This window comes from Ruegeria sp. BHSA163, assembly GCF_059613365.1.
Window position 1 is genome coordinate 17,806 of sequence record NZ_JBXWSJ010000029.1, and the last position, 18,047, is coordinate 35,852.

At 50.1% G+C, this 18,047-nt stretch carries 13 protein-coding genes; 5 read left to right on the plus strand and 8 right to left on the minus strand.

All coding sequences use genetic code 11. The features are described 5' to 3' along the window. Positions 1–58 precede the first annotated feature (58 nt). The gene (locus tag AC2FNV_RS14265) at positions 59–1,639 is read right to left on the minus strand and encodes an ABC transporter substrate-binding protein (protein WP_170605630.1); all 1,581 of its coding nucleotides are present in this window, start codon (positions 1,637–1,639) and stop codon (positions 59–61) included. Positions 1,640–1,808: 169 nt separating this feature from the next. Continuing rightward, positions 1,809–3,947, minus strand: coding sequence for an alginate lyase family protein (locus AC2FNV_RS14270; RefSeq protein ID WP_254442530.1), 2,139 nt, complete (start codon positions 3,945–3,947; stop codon positions 1,809–1,811). 515 nt (positions 3,948–4,462) lie between these two features. Between AC2FNV_RS14270 and AC2FNV_RS14275 the strand changes: the two genes are divergently transcribed. Next, positions 4,463–5,767 (plus strand): UDP-glucose dehydrogenase family protein, encoded by a 1,305-nt coding sequence (locus AC2FNV_RS14275; protein ID WP_170605628.1) that lies wholly within the window; start codon positions 4,463–4,465, stop codon positions 5,765–5,767. 59 nt (positions 5,768–5,826) lie between these two features. Here AC2FNV_RS14275 and AC2FNV_RS14280 read toward each other — a convergent pair whose 3' ends face one another. The 3 genes from AC2FNV_RS14280 to AC2FNV_RS14290 form a co-directional block, all read right to left on the minus strand. Further along, positions 5,827–6,699, minus strand: a complete 873-nt coding sequence (locus AC2FNV_RS14280; protein ID WP_170605626.1) for a glycosyltransferase family 2 protein — start codon at positions 6,697–6,699, stop codon at positions 5,827–5,829. 40 nt (positions 6,700–6,739) lie between these two features. After that, entirely contained in the window at positions 6,740–8,521 is a 1,782-nt protein-coding gene (locus AC2FNV_RS14285) for an ABC transporter ATP-binding protein (RefSeq protein ID WP_217362377.1), read from the minus strand. A gap of 239 nt (positions 8,522–8,760) precedes the next feature. Next, positions 8,761–9,444 carry a DnaA N-terminal domain-containing protein gene (locus tag AC2FNV_RS14290; protein ID WP_170605624.1) on the minus strand — a complete coding sequence of 228 codons (684 nt, stop codon included), beginning with the start codon at positions 9,442–9,444 and terminating at the stop codon, positions 8,761–8,763. A 453-nt stretch (positions 9,445–9,897) separates the two neighbouring features. On the opposite strand from AC2FNV_RS14290, the gene AC2FNV_RS14295 reads away from it, so the two are divergent. Further along, on the plus strand, positions 9,898–11,205 hold the full coding sequence (locus AC2FNV_RS14295; protein ID WP_170605622.1) for an AAA family ATPase: 1,308 nt from the start codon (positions 9,898–9,900) through the stop codon (positions 11,203–11,205). Continuing rightward, a complete protein-coding gene (locus AC2FNV_RS14300; protein ID WP_170605620.1) occupies positions 11,202–12,308 on the plus strand; it encodes a ParB/RepB/Spo0J family partition protein in 1,107 nt (368 codons plus the stop codon). The genes AC2FNV_RS14295 and AC2FNV_RS14300 overlap by 4 nt, the downstream gene beginning before the upstream one ends. Before the next feature lie 51 nt (positions 12,309–12,359). Here AC2FNV_RS14300 and AC2FNV_RS14305 read toward each other — a convergent pair whose 3' ends face one another. Then, on the minus strand, positions 12,360–13,415 hold the full coding sequence (locus tag AC2FNV_RS14305; protein WP_170605619.1) for a tyrosine-type recombinase/integrase: 1,056 nt from the start codon (positions 13,413–13,415) through the stop codon (positions 12,360–12,362). A 532-nt stretch (positions 13,416–13,947) separates the two neighbouring features. Continuing rightward, on the minus strand, positions 13,948–14,778 hold the full coding sequence (locus AC2FNV_RS14310) for a LysR family transcriptional regulator (RefSeq protein ID WP_170610613.1): 831 nt from the start codon (positions 14,776–14,778) through the stop codon (positions 13,948–13,950). A gap of 110 nt (positions 14,779–14,888) precedes the next feature. On the opposite strand from AC2FNV_RS14310, the gene AC2FNV_RS14315 reads away from it, so the two are divergent. Continuing rightward, positions 14,889–15,860 (plus strand): NAD(P)H-dependent flavin oxidoreductase, encoded by a 972-nt coding sequence (locus AC2FNV_RS14315; protein WP_217362376.1) that lies wholly within the window; start codon positions 14,889–14,891, stop codon positions 15,858–15,860. A gap of 371 nt (positions 15,861–16,231) precedes the next feature. Then, on the plus strand, positions 16,232–16,933 hold the full coding sequence (locus AC2FNV_RS14320; RefSeq protein ID WP_170605615.1) for a dimethylsulfonioproprionate lyase family protein: 702 nt from the start codon (positions 16,232–16,234) through the stop codon (positions 16,931–16,933). Positions 16,934–17,759: 826 nt separating this feature from the next. Here the strand turns inward: AC2FNV_RS14320 and AC2FNV_RS14325 are convergent. Further along, the gene (locus AC2FNV_RS14325) at positions 17,760–18,005 is read right to left on the minus strand and encodes a hypothetical protein (RefSeq protein ID WP_170605613.1); all 246 of its coding nucleotides are present in this window, start codon (positions 18,003–18,005) and stop codon (positions 17,760–17,762) included. Positions 18,006–18,047 lie beyond the last annotated feature (42 nt).

Consider the following 18,047-nt stretch of genomic DNA (forward strand, 5'->3'; position numbering starts at 1 on the left):
CCAACAAAATAAAACAGGGCGCGAAACCGCGCCCTGCCCGTCTGCTTTTCAAGCGATATTATTTCATCGTGAAGTATTTGATTTTCGGAGAATCTTCAGGCTCGACAACGGTCCCTACGTTGGATTTCATGCCCCAATTGAGAACCTGATGGTGTATCGGGATGTACAATTGCTCGTCCTGGACAACCTTCCAGATGTCCGCAATCTGTTGATCCCGTGCAGGCAGATCAGTCTCCGAGGCAAGCGACACGATCTTGGCGTCCAACTCTGGGTTGCTATAGCGCGTGCCATTCCACGAACCGTATTTTTCACCCTTGGTATGAACCAGGAAGTTGAAAATGTATTCAGAGTCATAAGTCGGAACGCCCCAACCCAGCATGTAGAAATCTGTTTCCAGATTGTTGATCAACGGGAAGTGTTGCGCCTTTGGCTTGGCATCCAGATTCACGGTGATGCCGATCTGTGCTAGCATGCCAACTGCAGCCTGACAGATCGCCTCATCATTGATGTAACGGTCGTTTGGGCAGTTCAAAGTCAAGGTGAAGCCGTCCGGATAGCCGGCTTCCGCCATCAGCGCTTTGGCTCCCTCAAGATCGGTCGAGGAAGAGGCGTCCATATCAGCGTCCCAACCGTTCACAAACGGTGGCGAGATCATTCCCGCGGGTGCAGATTGGCCGCGCATAACGACTTGCTTAATCGCATCGCGATTGATCGCTTTGGACATCGCCTGGCGAACTCGGACATCTGACAGCGGGTTCTTTCCATCAATATTGTCCGAACCCAGATCTGCATCCCCCATGTTCATTCCAAAGAAAATTACACGGTTCTGAGGCGCAGTGCGCACATCCAGACCATCCGTTCCGGCGACACGCTCAAGGTCCTGAACGGGAACATCCTGAATAAAGTCCACTTCACCTGACAGCAGCGCGGCAACGCGCGTTGCCGCGTTCTGAATTGGGGTGTAGATGATCTCGCTCACTTGCAATGGGAACTCGTCTTTTCCCCAATAATTTTCGTTGGCCGTCAAAACCGTTTTCACATCCGGCTCGCGGCTAACCAACTTGTAAGGGCCCGTTCCGTTTGCATTCTTGGCCGCAAATGTGTCTTCGCCACCTTCGTAATCCTGAACCTTGACCGCGTTATTGGCCTCGGCCCAAGCCTTATCCATCATGAACATGTTCGTCAGGTTGTTAGGCATGATAGGGTTCGGACCATTGGTTTCGATCTCGACCGTATATTTGTCCGGCGCCCGGACCTCTTTGACAGAGGCTAACAATTCCTTGTAATCAGAATCCGGCGTCATCGCCCGGTTCAGCGAAAATACGACGTCTTCGCTGTCAAATTCCGCACCATCGTGAAAAGTTACTCCCTCGCGCAGTTTGAAAACCCAGACGTTCGGGTTTTCTTCGGACGGGGCCCACTCAGTTGCAAGCGACGGGACAATTGCACCAGAGTGGTCGCGCATTACCAGCGTTTCCATGATCTGATGCGCCATTGCCGAAGTAGGCCCTTCGTTCTGCGCATGCGGGTCCAAGGTCAGCGAATCCCCTGCCCGTGCCCAACGCAGCGTTTCGGCCGAGGCACCGGCAGCAATCATCGCAGTCGCGCTTACGGCGACCATCAAAGATTTAAAAGACATATTATCTCCCACTTTTGTTAGTCCGTGCTTTTGCACGGTTGACCGGAACTTCCGGCCCTGGTGGCGACGATCATCCAGATCATTTTGAAACTTGCAACAACAGATTGAGTAAGAACGTCTGCGCTCGACTCAAGGAAAACCAAACCGTTACAACGATAGCCGACATAAACTAGTGCGGTGATCCACTGCGAGTCAGCCTCCAAAAAGGAGCAATGCCATCATGAGGATTGAAACACGCGGATGCGTCATCAGTTTCCAAGAGACTTTGCCCGGTTCTTCGGCACAGTGCGTCATCAATGGGGGCAAGTCGCGCCATATCAAACGGCTCTTTCTGCTGGTACCGCCAGCCGTTCTTCGACTGGTTCAAAAGCAGCCGCATGGCTTGGATCAACCTGTCCGCCGCGTCGCTGCTCCACGGGCGCAATCCGACTCCTTCTAGCAAATCGAATAAATTAATCCAGCTTTGAAGGTTGAACGCACAATAGTGCTGCGTCAACGTTCGGGTCATTTCATGCGGTTGTTCACCGTTCGAAGTAATTGTCCCAAGAATGCGTGCCTGTGCACGCAAATTCACTTCTTGCAATGTAGCGGTGTCCCCGACAAATGCAGCTAGGGCCGCAGCTTGTAGATCGAAGCAAGTCCCGTGGTTGTTTTTGTGCTTGGATTCCAACATTCCCTGTTTGCTGGTCTTAAACCACTCAAGAAACGCTAAACACCATTTCCTCACGCCTTCGGAAAGCTCATCGTCTTCCAGCAAACGCACAGCATCAAGGAAAAAATAAAAATCCTTAGTTTCAATTAGACCGTTTTCAGATCCACGGTCGCCGTTGTGACCCCGTCTGACCTGCGCGTAAACTAGATTCGGGTTCATTCGCGTCGCGGGGTCAATGAACCAGGTTTGGATCAGAGTATTGGCGTGCTCTCGATACGCATCGTTTTCAGTTAATCGAGCCGCCAATGCGAGAGCAATAGAGTCGTCAAAGAGTCTCTGCAACCGCGTGCGGTCAAATTTATCACTTTCCGGTTCATAGAGCTGCGTGCCCGGGACACGAAGCCCGTCTCGCCTTACATAGGGTGAGCCAGCAGGTTTTTGGGGATCCGGCCACCAATAAGGGGCTGGGTGAAAGTAGTCATGCAAGTCACCACTTGGACCCGGATCTGGTTTGTCCACTACCGAATAGGGTCCACGGTGCATCGCCTCGTCTGCTGCGGCAAGAATATCTGGCCGTTCCAAAGATGAAGGGCAAGCAGCCAGCGCTTCTATACGGTTCAGATCATAGAAAACCGGCTTTCCGGATTCCAAACGCTCCTGCATAGGACGGGCTTCGAGCATATCCAACGTCGCGCGTATGGCCAGGTTTCTTGCAACGCCTCGATCTCGAATGGTGTTGTCAGCGTCCTTTTCCAAGCTCGTCTGTCCAGAAAATAATCGGGCAACCCATCCGGCTTGCCCCACACGATGTCCTTCGGGGGACACTTTGCGCGGTGGAATGTCAAACGTGAAATTTGACCAGTTTTCCCAAGGACCAGGAATGCCCAAATGCAAGAACAGTTCAACCTTGGGTCGACGCCCATATGGATGCGACACAGCAAACCGCAAAGGCGCATCGCATCGAAACGCAATCTGGGGTTCCTCGGTTGCGTTCGGTGTCAAGTCATCAAGTAACAAATCGCTGTTATCCAGCATTCGGGCCATCGGCACCGTAAAATATCTCTTGTCTCTGTGAGCAAGAATATCGCTGCGACAAGCTTCCCAAGCTTTTCGCGTAAAAAAACAATTTCCATCAAACGGCAACGCCCATTTTGCTTGCTTCAATGAAAACTCCAACGCAAAATTTCGTGCGCCATTGTTGTTCATGACGTAATTGTTTCGCGCACGATACACCTGCGAAGTGACCAATGAACGGAAATTTTCCTCCAGTTGATCTATGGATCCGTCAGCGAAGACAATCGGGTCTGAAATCGTTGAAAAATCATAACCAATATTCTGCAGCGCTTCAGGTTCAAATGGAATGCGTTCATAAATTTGGTCGTGTTGATCCAACAACGCGATTAGGTCGGCTTCGTTCTCCGGATCAAAAATTCGGTTCAAAACCCAAATCTTGGTGCAGTCTTCCAGGTCAGGTTCATTTTCAAGAATGAATCTGACATTCTCAAGCGATTGTCCGGCTTTGTGTCGCGGTGCCAGGTCATTTCCAATTACTCGACATAAGGCGAATGTGTCGGGCAAAGCGTCTATTCGCGCTTCTTCCGCCATATTTAACGGCGATGGCGGCACCGAACTGAGCGATCCCGCAAGGTAGCCCATTCGGCCAACCTCTTTCTTTACCAATGGTCCAGTCAGGCTTTTGCCAGAAAACAGGGGTTTTCCCTTTCGTTTCCGGTGGATATAGTATATCGGCAGCAAAATAGGCGACAGCAGCAAAAGCACCGGCGAAAGTATTAATAGAATACGGTTGCGCCACACTTTTTTATCTCGCGAGGACATAAATGCCCTCGGCGCGAGTGTTAGTTTTCTGGTCATCATTTTTACCCGTCACCGACCCGGCTCGACTGCGTGGCCCGCCAAAAAAATCAATTAATTCTATCTCACACAATATGAAGCAAACATCTACCGAATCCAAACGGACTTGCTATGTATGCACAACACCTAAATTGCGAGAATCGGGAAGCGGCGATTTCCAGCGCACAACGAAGAATGTGAAAATTGATAGAACGCCATCAGCTTTGAACCGAAACGCTGACATTCACGCAGAAAAGCGCTTGAATACCGTTTGTTTCTAAGCGTATTCCGGCGCAAGAGCCCATAAAAGGAATTTGAATATGCGCATTGCAATGATCGGCACTGGATATGTTGGCCTGGTGTCAGGCGTGTGTTTCTCGGATTTCGGCCATGACGTTATCTGCGTCGACAAAGCTACCGACAAAATTGAGATGCTGCAATCGGGCCAGGTTCCTATCTACGAACCAGGCCTGGATGTTCTAATGGCCAAGAATGTGTCAGCGGGCCGATTGACCTTCACCACAGACCTTGCCGACGCTGTCGACGGGGCAGATGCGGTCTTTATCGCGGTTGGAACGCCAACCCGGCGTGGCGACGGTCACGCGGACCTGACTTACGTGATGTCCGCAGCGCGGGAAATTGCGCAAGCTATCACCGACTATGTGGTAGTCGTGACCAAATCCACAGTGCCCGTTGGTACAAATCGCAAAGTGCACGAAGTAATAGCAGCGGCTAACCCCGAGGCGGAGTTTGACGTGGCTTCGAACCCTGAGTTTTTGCGTGAAGGAGCCGCGATTGACGACTTTATGCGCCCGGACCGCGTTGTTGTTGGCGTGGAAAGCGAACGTGCGGTCGAAGTTATGGCCAAAATCTACCGCCCTCTATATTTACGCGACTTTCCAATACTGAATACAGATTTAGAAAGTGCCGAGTTGATAAAGTACGCAGCCAATGCGTTTCTTGCGACCAAGATCACTTTCATTAACGAAATTGCCGGGTTGTGCGAAAGGGTTGGCGGGGATGTCAAGGAAGTTGCACGCGGGATCGGATTGGATGGACGCATCGGAAACAAATTCCTGCGTGCCGGTCCCGGTTATGGAGGCTCCTGTTTTCCCAAGGACACGGCGGCCCTAGCCAGGATCGGGCAAGAACACGCATATCCAATGCAGATCACAGAAACGGTCATTCGCGTCAATGATGCCGTCAAGGCACGAATGATCGAAAAAATCCGCGAGGTCTGCGACGACAGGTTTAATGGAAAGACCATCGCTGTACTGGGTGTGACTTTCAAACCAGACACTGACGATATGCGAGATGCTCCATCTCTGACAATTGTTCCGGCGCTGATTGGCGGCGGCGCTAAAGTGCGCGTTGTGGACCCACAAGGCCGCGCCGAAGGCGAAGCGTTGTTGCCCGGTGTGGAATGGTTGGACGATCCTTATATAGCAGCCAAAGGTGCCGATGCAGTGGTCATTATGACGGAGTGGAACGAGTTCCGCGCTCTAAATCTGACCGACTTGGCCAGCACAATGAAAACGGCGCGCATGGTCGATTTGCGAAATGTATATTCTTCTGACTTGGCTTTGGGTGCCGGTTTCGAGACGTATATCGGCGTAGGCAGTTGAACCTTACAGAGGGCACTCGTCTTCAATGGCGCATTGGGCTCGCTACACCGAAACGGAAACTATGTTCTTTGATCCGGTCGGCGCAGCCACAAAAGCCGTATTGTTTCGGTGATTTTGACCACACGAATAACGTATTGCACACCCCAGACAGCAAATGCCTGACGTGTTTCTAGTTCAGGGTTTCTCAATAACTTTATCAATGTCTTGAAGGACGGGATAAGCTTGTGGATTGGTGGAATGTAATTCACCCATCCGCGGCTCGCGTTGCGACGCAGCCGCGCGCCCTCGATCCTCCGAGCCTTGGTAACATGGTCCCGCAGATTTCCTCGCGCTGGATGGCGGACGATAGCTTCAGCGGCAAACATGATCGGTGCACCCGCAGCTTTGGCCCGATCATTCCACTCCATGTCACCGCCAGACAACACGGTATCGTTAAACGGGCCTATCTTTTCCAACAAACGTCGACGAACGATTAGGTTTGCTGTGACCGCGCGGCCCCTCTCGACCCATTTTTTTTGTTCCAACCCCAAAAACCGGTCATAGAGTTCGGCAGATGTCCAATCCTCACCATTCGGTACCAGCACAACCTCGCCGCCAAACCGCCCGACCTCTGGATTCTCATCAGCTATGCGCAAACCTGCTTCCAAATAGCCCGGTACTGGAAGGCAATCAGAATCCGTAAAGAACAGGAGGTCTGCAGTAGCGTCGCGAATACCGCAGTTTCGCGCTGCGTAAGACCCCGGCTTCGCTTCCTTCATAAGCCGAGCATTCGACGGCAACCTGAATTCCTGAGGAACAGGATCAGACGGGTCATTGTTAACCACTAGAATCTCGAACCTATCCGAACTCAAAGTTTGCTTTGCCAAACAATCCAAACAGGCTTGAAGTTGGTCCCAACTTCGATAAGACGGAATGATTACCGAGGCATCCATACAACTTCACCCTCGGTCATGAACCACAATGCCACTTGGCTCATCCTGCTTTCATAGCATCTGCGAATTGGTGGTCATAAAGTGTGCGGAATGGGCCCGAGTGCTCCAGCAGCTTTTTTGCGTTGCCTTCTTCGGCGACCTGACCGTTTTCTATCACCATTATTTTGTCAGCATGCAGGATCGTTGACAATCTGTGCGCGACAATGATGGTCGTTCGACCACTCGTCAAACGACGAAGTGCTTCTTGTACCAAATGCTCGGATTCCGAATCCAAAGCGCTGGTAGGTTCATCAAGCAGTAAAATCGGGCTGTCACGCAATAAGGCTCGGGCGATCGCGAGACGCTGTTTCTGACCGCCGGATAGGAACGCTCCGTTTTCGCCCACCATTGTATCAAAGCCTTCGTTCAGCTTCATGATAAAATCATAAGCATTTGCCGCTTTGGCCGCCTGAATTACCTCGTCTTTCGACGCGCCTTCGCGTCCAAACCGAATGTTGTCCAAAATAGAGGCTGAGAACAAAAAGGTCTCTTGCCCGACAAAGGACAAGTTGCTGCGCAATGATTGAAAAGACGTTTTCTTGATGTCCTGACCATCGATCAGAACGCTGCCGGATTGAGGGTCGTATAGCCGAAGCGCTAGATTAAGAATGGTAGACTTCCCGCCACCAGATAATCCTACCAAAGCAGTTGTTTGACCCGCTTCAAAAGTCAACGACAGATCTTTGAGAATGGGATCGGAACTTTTGTATCCAAAAGTGACACTGTCGAACACTAACTGACGAGGGCCTTCCGGGAGCGTTTCGGGATTTTCGTTTTCAGGTAGCGTTTCTGGTTCATCTAACAATTTGAAAAGCATACGAACTTGACGCAGTCCGACTTCCAATCCTACGCGCACCCTGGAAAGTCTTTTGGCAGGCTCATAAGCCATCATCACAGCTGTGACAAATGACATCAACTCCCCCGGAGTCGACCCGTTAGAACCAAACAAATTTCCGGCACTTAGGCCAATTACAGACGCGATCGCAAATCCTGCCAAAATATCCATCAACGGACTGGTAGCTGCCTGTAGACGGGCTAGCTTGTTGCGACGCTTTTCAACGCTTTTTACCGCGGAATACATCTGATTGGCCATGCGCTCTTCCAGGCCAAAAGTTTTAACGACGCGGATGCCACGCGACGTTTCCTGAATAACTTTCATAATCGCTGCCATGGATTGCAGTTCCATGTCAGCGATCTCCCTAACTTTTTCTAAAAGCGATTTTACGCCCCAAATCGCAAGTGGGCCAATAATCAGAGTAAACAAAGAAAGTACCGGCTGTTGATAAAACATTACCGCAACCAGACCAATAAGTGTGAGCGTGTCACGTACAGCGCTCGTGACCATTAATTCTATAACTTTTCGGGCCGCCCGAGCTGTCTGCGTAACTTTCATCAGCAGATTGGAGCTTTCAGTCAGATTAAAAAAAGAGACACCTTGCCTCAGAAGCTTGTCGTAAAGTTTGATCTGCTGGATTGAAACGATCCTGTTTCCGGCCCGCGTCATTGCAACGACCTGAACGTAAGTTGCAATTCCCTTGATCACGAAAATTACAAAAACCGCTAACGACACTCCAGCGATCCTAGCGGAATTGCCGCTGTCGAAAAGAGAATCAACGACGTCCCGCATCATGAAAGCTACCGCAGCAGTGGTCGCCGCGACAAAAGCCATCGCGATCACGGCAACGGTGTACGGCACAACCTGCGCCCGCATGTTTTCCGACAACAGCCGCCACAGAACGGATTCATCCAATTCGTTGGCGAGTTTCTGTTTCAACTTGTTCAATGCGATTTTCCACATTCATTTCAATTGGAACAGGCGAAGGCGGCGCGCCACCGGCGATTGATCCATTTTTAGCTAGATAGTCGGCAAGACAATTTGGGGCAAGCCCGGTATCGGTTCCACCAAATTTTAACCCAGACGCGCCGATTAAATAACTCGCGAGCTGAAATTCAAGAGTATTTGTCGCAACGTCAATCCGTTCGCTGGTTGCATTTCACCTCAAGGTATCATTGGCCAATACATCATTCAGTCATCTCGATCCTAACGGATCTAATGGTTGGGTCTATTCGGCCATAAGCTGCCAGCAACCGTGTTGTCCACTTTTGCGAAATGTAATCTGCCATAAACCTTGATGGCGCGACCAATGTGACACAGCCCCCTGCCCTTTTTGCTTCGGTCAGATGCTGGAACCAGCTCGACCAGAGTTCTGGGTCTCTTTCATGCAGAAAAGCTTGCACTTGTGTCCAAAGATCATCCCCGTTTGCGTTGGCTGAAGCGGTTTTCGCCTGAAAGGGAATCACATTGGTCGTTGGTTCTGGGGCGGTCGACATTCTGTCCAGAAAGTCTGGTCCGATTAAAGGCCACGCGCTGGAACAATCCAGTAGAATTTGTCGCAGGTCCAACGCATACACTGCCACGCGCCCTCGGGCGGCAGGTCTTTTTACCGTTACCCATCCGTTCGATCGGAATTTGGCCATTTCGCGCTTTACAGTTCTTTCTTCCACTGACCATAAACGGGCTATTTCTTCTCGACCTATCGAAAGTTCATTTTTGCGCCAGTTGTATCTTGTCGTAATCAGACAAACGAGCCGGAGTATGCGTCTCTGAAGATGTTTGTCACCAGACAAAGCGAAAACTGTCAGTGCGGATAAAATGTCGTATTTTATGGCAGGCGCGCTACGTCCCACCGGTATTGCAACCTGCATTGTCCTCCTCACCGCTCAAACTGCCTCTAGCGACATTTGCCGCCATATTAGCGCCGTTTGTCAACGCTTTTCCGATTTGTTCTCTGATTAGCGTCCATTGCGCCGATTCTGTCAAGTGCGGAGTAGAATACACACTAAATTCATTCAATAAACTCAAATAAAAATGGTGAACTTTGGTGATGGGGGACAGCCTGAGTGTCCCCTTAAAGCACTTTATTGTCCCCCTATATTCTGATACAGGGCCTCCAATGTCCCCCTAAATCTTGTTTTCTTTCCTCTGCAGGAAGAATCAGTGGTTGCAGTCCCCGGCAATTCGTTTGTGGTTGCAATCTGCCTTAGTTTGTTACCCATGGGTAAGGTCTCAAAGTAAGAATAATTTATTTTGCTATATTCGCAAACTGAGCGTAAATAATAACGGTAGAAAAATTTACGTCCAAAAAAGAGACCTGAGGCATGTACACGCACGAAGACCTAAACGCATTGCGCACGCAGTCCCTTAAACTGCAGGGCTGGATACGACGACAGACATTCAGTCCCGAGATGGAAAAGACGTTGCGCAGGTTCTCCAGTTGGGAGGTGGCTGAATTGATATTTCGTATCAACCAGTCGACATTTCGGGGAAAGTTGGCGGCAGACCCATCGCTGCCAGGTGGCGAGGTAGAGCCAGAGGGGAGGCAGCGATGGTTCAGTCTGGAGGAGGTCAATGAGTTACGCCGTCGGCTCAAGTTGAACCGCAAGGTACTAATGCCTCAGCGTCCGGTCGGTAAACGAGCGATTCGGGCTGCGGTCGCGAATTTCAAGGGAGGTGCAGGAAAATCAACCGTGGCGCTGCACCTGGCCCATGCGGCTGCGCTTGATGGTTACAGAGTGCTTGTCGTAGACTTTGATCCTCAGGCCACGCTCAGCCACTCCATGGGCCTGACTGACGTATCGGAGGACTTTACCGTTTGGGGTATCATGGCCCGAGATTTGATCCGTGAGACTGAGCGGATGAACAGCCGGTCAGTGGCTGCTGAATCTGGTACTGCCCTGCCCCACCGTCAGCTTCCCCCATCAATAACTGACATGGGTTTGGGGGATCTCAGGATCTCAGATTTTATCAAACAAACGTCATGGTCCACCATCGACGCCATACCTTCTTGTGCGAATGCTGCCTTTGTGGAGTTTGCGTCGGCTCAGTATAGGCATCTGAATCCAGAGTGGTCGTTCTTTGCTGCTGTATCACGTTACTTGGATCAGATACCAGATGATGCCTACGATCTGATCTTATTCGATTGCCCGCCGGCCATTGGCTATCAATCGATGAATGCTGTCTTCGCGGCGGATATGCTCTACATACCGTCTGGTCCTGGATATTGGGAATATGATTCGACTACTTCATTCATCGGACAGCTGGCTGAAGCGTTGGAAGATTTAGCCTATGGGTTCGATAAAACGTTACCCACGGGTAAGATTAGTCTACCCAAAGCCTTCGCTGAGGTGCGTTTCCTTTTGACGCGATATGAGCCGGGAAATGCATTGCACTTGGCGATGTATGACGCCTTCCGTAAGGTTTTTGGCGATCATTTGGCTGAGCATCCGGTCGAAATGACCCGAGCAGTTGAGCAATCCGGGCGGTTCCTAAGTTCAGTCTATGAGATGGACTACCGAGAAATGACACGTGAGACGTGGCGTCGTGCCCGTTCGACTTTTGATAATGCATATGAAGAGTTTCGGGGCGTGATGTTGTCGGCCTGGGACAAATTGGAGGATGACGCATGAGCCGCAAGCGCAGAATGTTTGATATCGATGTGCCGGCGATGGAAGATATTCCTGCCAGCAAGGTTCCGGAAAAAGCGTCGGAAAAAAGACGCGGCCCAATGGCGGCAGCTATTACGGAAAATGCAGAGGCTTTGCGGGACCAGCAGTCAACTCAAGATGCCATAAGAGAAGAGAATGATCGCCTCGCCCACGAGCTGGTACGGCTTCGGTCAGAAGGATTAGTTACCGAGCGAATTGCCCTGCATGACGTCGTTACTGAAAAACTGACAAGGGATCGGAAACCCGGACCGGATGCAGAGTTGGAGGAACTGAAGGCTTCGATTCAAGACATTGGGTTATCCAATCCGATCCGCGTCGAACGCCGAGCTGATGGTCGATTCGACTTGATTCAGGGAATGCGTCGACTATCCGCTTACCGAGATTTGTTTGAGGAAACAGGTGAGCAGGAATATGCGGCCATTCCAGCCGGAATTTCAGACGGAGCAGATCTGGGCGACAGTTACCGTCGTATGGTCGATGAAAATTTGATCCGAAAGGATATCTCGTTTGCAGAAATGGGTACCCTCGCCCTAGCCTATGCTGCCGAGCCGGACAATGACTGTGCAGATGTCGACAAAGCGGTGACAATCCTATTTAAATCAGCCAGTTACACCAAACGCAGCTACATACGAGCGTTCGCCAGTCTGATTATGATGCTGGGTGAAGATTTGAACCATCCCAATGAAATACCGCGGAATGTTGGGGTTGAACTCAAGCGTAGGCTCGATTCTGATCCTGGATTGGTCCATCGGCTTCGTGCCGCATTAAACGGCGAACCTGATAGGGACGGTGCACGCGAGATATCTATTTTGCGAGAATTTCTGAATTCGGCCGCCGCCCCGGAAAGGAAACAAAACGCTCAAGGTCAAGAAAAACCGCGCCGCGCCAAAACTACCTTTCAGGTTTCGGGCAGGGACGGAATTGCAAAGTGCTCGGCCTCAAGCGGACGGATCGAGTTGAGGTACAATCTGGATTTTACAAGGGTGGACCGCGCCAAACTGGAGCGAGCAATAGCAACTATGATCGATGAATTACGTGAAGAGGAAGATATTACCCACGGGTAAGATTTTGTCGGAATGTCTTTAAAAGGTGCTGGGTGAACCTCGGCGCCTTACTTATTTAAGCAAGTCCGTCGCTGGGTTTTCAGCGATTTCGACGTCATCGTAATATTTTTGAGCTTGTGCCATTGATCGGTGCAGGGACAACCGCATGGCCGCTTGTATCGGGGCACCATCCAACGCAGCTTGCGTCAAAAACCCTGAACGAAGCCCGTGCGGTGAAGCAAACCCATCTGGCAGACCAGCTAAAGACAAGCGATGTTTAACGATTTGATAAACAGCATCGGGGCTAAGTGGACGCTTAAGAACACGGTCAGCTTTTGATATCGGGCGAAACAGTGGCCCATTGTCGATTGCGCCCAGCTCGATCCAATGTATCAATGCTTGGGCTGAGCGACCTTTTAGAACCAACCGCGGTGTCTTTCCTTTAGCGGTCGTTTTTGTCTCTATCAGCGAAATCCAGATTAAACCGTTCTGGTGGAAATCTTTCAAAGAAACATCACTGCGCTGGAGTTCTACTATTTCGGACCGCCGTCTTCCGCCTGAGGCCCATCCCAACATTAGTAGGGCGCGATCACGACAATCGCGTCGTGTACCAGAGCATGTTGCTAACATTTGTTCCAGAATATCGCGAGTAATAGGGTTCGCTGATTTTGGACTAGGGGGGCGACCCGCAGCGCGGCGAGCTTTTGCCCGGGCTTGTTTGACACGTGGAGCATCAAAGGGAGAGCGCAGGTTTTTCATGCGATGAAATGCCTGCCACGAAGCTATACGCCGATCCAACGTAGATGGGGCAGGGCAGTCCAGAGTTCGCCGTAACCCTTGCGCAATAAGCACTTGCGCTGCAACACGTGCCGCTTCTGCTTCGGGCGCCTCATTTAGGTCTCGGGCGTGGTCGAGTATAAAGGCCAGGGCGGTTGGCTCAGTCTCAGGCCAAAGAAGGTCTTCTTGAAATCGTGCCAATTTCCATGCGGTCAGGTAAACGAGGTCGCGTTCATAAGCGCGCAAAGTGTTTGCCGGGGTTCCCTCTATGTACAGGTCGGTCAGAGCTTCGTGATCTGCTTCTGAAAGGGCAGGGGTAAGATTGGGGATATAGGGCGCTGGAACTGACATTGAGTGCAATATGAACCGAAATCGTCAAGAATTCAATTAAGCCCGATAACAGAAACTTATCAGGAGTAATTGTGAAATCTCATTTTGATCTCAGTAACTCTCAAAAATGTAAAAAAACGAGCGTTAATGGAGATAGCAACATATCAGGATGGGAAAACCAAAAGGACGTGGTGCTAGCCTAATATTCAGCTGTCTGGGAACGCGAAACAGACGCGTTCCCATGTTGGACACCAACTTCAGGAGAGTTCGATTGATCTCGTTAACATCGCCTTGGCGCTGAGGCGGATGGTTGGCGGCGAACACCGGTCTATCAGGAAATAGCTTTAAGTCGGAGATTTCGGCGAAGTATGAAATCTCAAACACTTCTGCTGCTATAGTAGTTATTACTGTAGTTTGTGCCCACGTTTCTCACACAGCACACAATTTTGCAGGAATTTATAAACGACTTCAGGCTGAAGAAACGGGAGTTCTTTTTAAACCGAGATAGACCTCGTGCGGCGAAACACCTAACGGGTCAACAACTTTATTTCAGTCATTGCTCAGAAGTCAAAAGGTGCAGAAGCTCAGTTGCTGCCCGAACAGGTATGTAGTCATTTCTCATGATGAGGGATGTCGAGACGTTGCAATACGGCTGCGGAAGAGGCGAGAGCTCCAAGCTCTGACTTGCTAACGAGTTTTTGAATGCGTTTCGAGGTGCTACCGCACAACCTATTTCCGCTGCAACGCACCCCAATATCCCGTCGAAAGTTCCCATTTCCAGAAGCTCCGTATCAGGTTTTCCGATAGACCTGAGCCAAGTCTCAGTGGTTGCGCGGTAGTGGCACCCAACAGGAAAAACCAAATAGGGAGGATCTGACGGCAGGTTCTTGGAAGATGCAATTACCAGTTCTTCCTCGAACGCCGGTGTTGCCCGAAATCTGTTTTCATCAACAGGGCCTGCTACGAACGCAGCGTCAAGTTCACGTTTCCAAACCGCCTGCATCAGCTGGGCAGTTGGGCCGGTCGTCAGGGAAAGCCGAGCATCGGGACAAGCCTCTCGCAAATCTTTCAGCAATGTCGGCAATCGGGATGACGCAGTAGTTTCCATCGCTCCCAGCCTAAGGTTGCCCGACCCATTTGCTATGTCATTCAGGTTGCTTTCAACAGACCTGATTTCTTCAGACAACCTGTCCAGATGCAGGTGCGCTATTTCTCCAAACGGTGTCAGTTGCGCGCCACCGCGACCGCGGGTGAATAGTTTTTGCCCGTATTGCTCTTCCATACGAGCAATACGGTGCGTCACGTTAGACTGCACTGTTCCGAGTTTTTGAGCAGCGGCAGCAAAGCCACCTTGTTCGGCTACAGCGAGAAATGTTCGAAGCAATGAAAAATCCATAGATCGAATTTACAGATATTAAATTCCACAATCAATCATTTTTTATAGCATCAATGGTTTGCTATATCGGGGTTAACGAGATTCTAAGGAATGAAGACGTGGAACAAAAACTTCAAACCCGCCTGACTGAGATGCTTGGCATCGAACATCCAATTTTACTGGCGCCAATGGATCTTGTTTCCGGGGGCAAGCTTGCCGCCGCAGTAACGTCAGCAGGTGGCTTGGGTCTGATCGGGGGTGGCTACGGAAACCTCGATTGGATGAACACGGAATTCGAAGAAGCCGGCAATCAAGCGGTTGGAGTAGGGTTCATCACTTGGAGCCTTTTGCAACAACCGGGCCTTTTGGAACAAACGCTAAAGCTTAACCCCAAAGTACTTATGTTATCTTTTGGCGACGGAACCGAAGCCGTCGAAAAGGCGAAAGAAGCTGGGGTACCGACGCTTTGGCAGGTTCAGCGGCTAGAGCAAGCCAAAGCAGCAATCGCCGCTGGTGTAGATATCATTGTCGTTCAAGGCCAAGAAGGAGGCGGTCACGGGATGGACCGCGGGTTGACGGCCTTGCTGCCGGCTGTAAGAGATTTAGCGGGTCCGGAACAAGTCATCGTTGCTGCAGGCGGAATAGCTGATGGCCGCGGTCTGGCCGCTGCGCTGATGTTGGGTGCAGATGGCGTTATGATGGGGACGCGTTTCTGGGCCAGTAAAGAAGCAATTGGATCAGAGAAAGCCAAGCAGCTGTTGGTTGAAACCAAAGGAGATGACACTGTTCGGTCGAAGGTTTTCGATGTCACCAGAGGGCTGGATTGGCCCTGGCACTTCACCGGTCGCGTAGTTTCGAATGACTTTGCCAAAAAGTGGCATTCAGAAATAGAAGCGCTGAAGCAAGACGCCGAAAATCAGCGAGCGGTCTATGAAGCCTCGGATCCCAATGATTACGCGACGCGGGTTCTAATAGCTGGCGAGGCGTTAGATTTGATCGACACAATCGAAAGTGCTGAACAAATTGTTGAGAAAACGGTCTCTCAAGCTGCCGAGTTGCTAAAAAGCAGCGCAGGTGCGTTGGTAGCGTGAATTAAACTCTGCCAAAATTGATTTTGTACCCCCTCCTCCTCTCCCCCCCTGTCCCCTCTTCCCCTTTTCGTAGGAGAGGGGGGACACCTTTTTGAATAACTGCGCAAAAGAAACCGCAAAAGCACTCAACGAAATATCATAAAAAGAATAGCTTAGGTGCGCTTCAACAAACCGACACTCTAAATCTGATCGTTAGACCGCCCAACTTATTTTTTCATTCGATCGACAACTGCTGTTTCGAAGACAATTCACAATCTAAGTTTGTAGGCCGTATCGGCCACAAAGGTCGTTTTTGGGTTTGTCGTTAACACTTTATAAAACCTTCTTGGCGACTTAGGCGCCTAGAAAATAGTGCCGGAGCCCTGACGTTAATGAAAGCGAACCGAAACGCGATTGGAGCTTTACTAAAACTGGCCCGACGAACTTCCGAGCACCTTCTCCTAAACATCGACAGCCAAACTTCAGAAGATCGAAAAGAACTGATTGCCATAATGTCGTCCGCAATCGACGGTATCGAAACGACTTCTGTTGATACTAAGACACCCTCTCAAACGAATGTCCGAGCGTTGCGCCATGCTCCAAAAGTTTTTGGGGCAAGCGTGCCGCCATCTTTGGATGGGCTGCGTCAGGCTGCATTTTCAGCCTTTGGGTATGTCAATTGGGCTGAGTTCTATGCCGAAAACAACTGGAGCAGACCATTCCTCTCGGAGTTCGCTAACGGAGAAGGCGTTGGGCCGGATGGGGTACTGATAAATCACGAAGTCATTTTGGGACTGTTCTTGATGGGGCCAAATACATATTACCCGCCACATGCTCATCCCGCAGAGGAATTTTATGTTGTGCTATCCGGCGATGCGTCGTTTCAGGTGGGTACTGGCGGGCAACCAAATCGAAAACATCAGGGCGATGTTGTTGTGCACCGAAAAAATGAGGCGCACGCAATCCAAACGGGTAACGAGCCATTGTTCGCTGTATACGGTTGGATTGGGGAAATATTTGAGCCAAGCTGGTATCGCGACGATATGAACGATTTTTCAGAGCCGAAAAAATATCCGGAAATACGCAAACAGTGACGCAGGCAAACCTCCGTACATTTCGGGACTCTGAGACTGAAAAAGTGTCCTATTTATAGAATTATCCCTGCTATCAATTTGTAGCGCAGGTTTCGTGTTCGGGTCGCCTGAGAACCACTTGGAGTTAAACTCGCTTCAATAGTTAACAAAACTTTCACTCGTTGTGGGCTATGCCGCATGTGTGGGTGGATTTTGCTCGCACCATTGAAACCATGCTTGCCGAAGTCACAAAGCCATCAGTCTTAGAGGAAGAAACCTGCCACAAAAACACTCAACGTACGTGAATTTAAGGTAGCGTTCTCTCCGGAGAATTATACTTCGGTCAGCTTTTAGTTTATTGACATAGACGCGTATTCTCTTTTTGGTTTGTAGCACAGTGTTATGTCTTCCAAGGTGACTATCAAAAAAATTCACGCTGTCTACTCACGGTACAATTGATCAGTGGTTTTTGCGAATGGTCATCGGTTGGTTGCTAGCTGAATCACCAGATCCTGCAAAGAAAGATCAGCAGCTTAAGTCTGACGTAATTGATTACGTTAGATCGGACAGGAATTTCGGCTTGTCAGACTCTAGCACGTTGGACTTGGTGGAATTTATTGAAGATCCAAAGCATCCTTAAGTCACTCTCGTAGTAAGTACCAAAAGCGAAAAGAGGATTGGGTCGGGGAGTCCTGTGTATCTAATGTATAGTAAAAGCCCAACTACCTTTGAGCAGCTGCTAGGTCCCTTGCAAAAATCGAGTGAAATCGAAGTAAGCTATGAACGAAGCCACGCTGATCATTTCCTACATGCTGTTTCACTTATTAGGTGCAATTCAATTTCGGCCTCAGCCGTAATAGGTTTCCAGGAACTTTAGGATCGTAATTCCGGTGATCCCGAAAATAACGAAAGTTAAACCGACATTACATAGGAAATTCGCCTTGGCTGACGGTTTTCTACTCGTATTAATCTGCGAAAAAGATTCTTCAGCCTGATCCATGTCCGAGTGCATTGGTGTCGTCAAAAGTGCCGCTAGCAAAAAGACACCGCCTAGTACTACGAAAAGTAAAGCAACAGCCAAGCCTATCTTCATTTTGGAAGCTCAACTTTTTAATCGAAATGCCGGCGCTTTGGA

Coding starts and splice junctions, on each gene's coding strand:
- AC2FNV_RS14265 (WP_170605630.1), bottom strand. CDS start 1,639: ATGTCTTTTAAATCTTTGATGGTCGCCGTAAGCGCGACTGCGATGATT.
- AC2FNV_RS14270 (WP_254442530.1), bottom strand. CDS start 3,947: ATGGGCTACCTTGCGGGATCGCTCAGTTCGGTGCCGCCATCGCCGTTA.
- AC2FNV_RS14275 (WP_170605628.1), top strand. CDS start 4,463: ATGCGCATTGCAATGATCGGCACTGGATATGTTGGCCTGGTGTCAGGC.
- AC2FNV_RS14280 (WP_170605626.1), bottom strand. CDS start 6,699: ATGGATGCCTCGGTAATCATTCCGTCTTATCGAAGTTGGGACCAACTT.
- AC2FNV_RS14290 (WP_170605624.1), bottom strand. CDS start 9,444: ATGCAGGTTGCAATACCGGTGGGACGTAGCGCGCCTGCCATAAAATAC.
- AC2FNV_RS14295 (WP_170605622.1), top strand. CDS start 9,898: ATGTACACGCACGAAGACCTAAACGCATTGCGCACGCAGTCCCTTAAA.
- AC2FNV_RS14300 (WP_170605620.1), top strand. CDS start 11,202: ATGAGCCGCAAGCGCAGAATGTTTGATATCGATGTGCCGGCGATGGAA.
- AC2FNV_RS14305 (WP_170605619.1), bottom strand. CDS start 13,415: ATGTCAGTTCCAGCGCCCTATATCCCCAATCTTACCCCTGCCCTTTCA.
- AC2FNV_RS14320 (WP_170605615.1), top strand. CDS start 16,232: ATGAAAGCGAACCGAAACGCGATTGGAGCTTTACTAAAACTGGCCCGA.
- AC2FNV_RS14325 (WP_170605613.1), bottom strand. CDS start 18,005: ATGAAGATAGGCTTGGCTGTTGCTTTACTTTTCGTAGTACTAGGCGGT.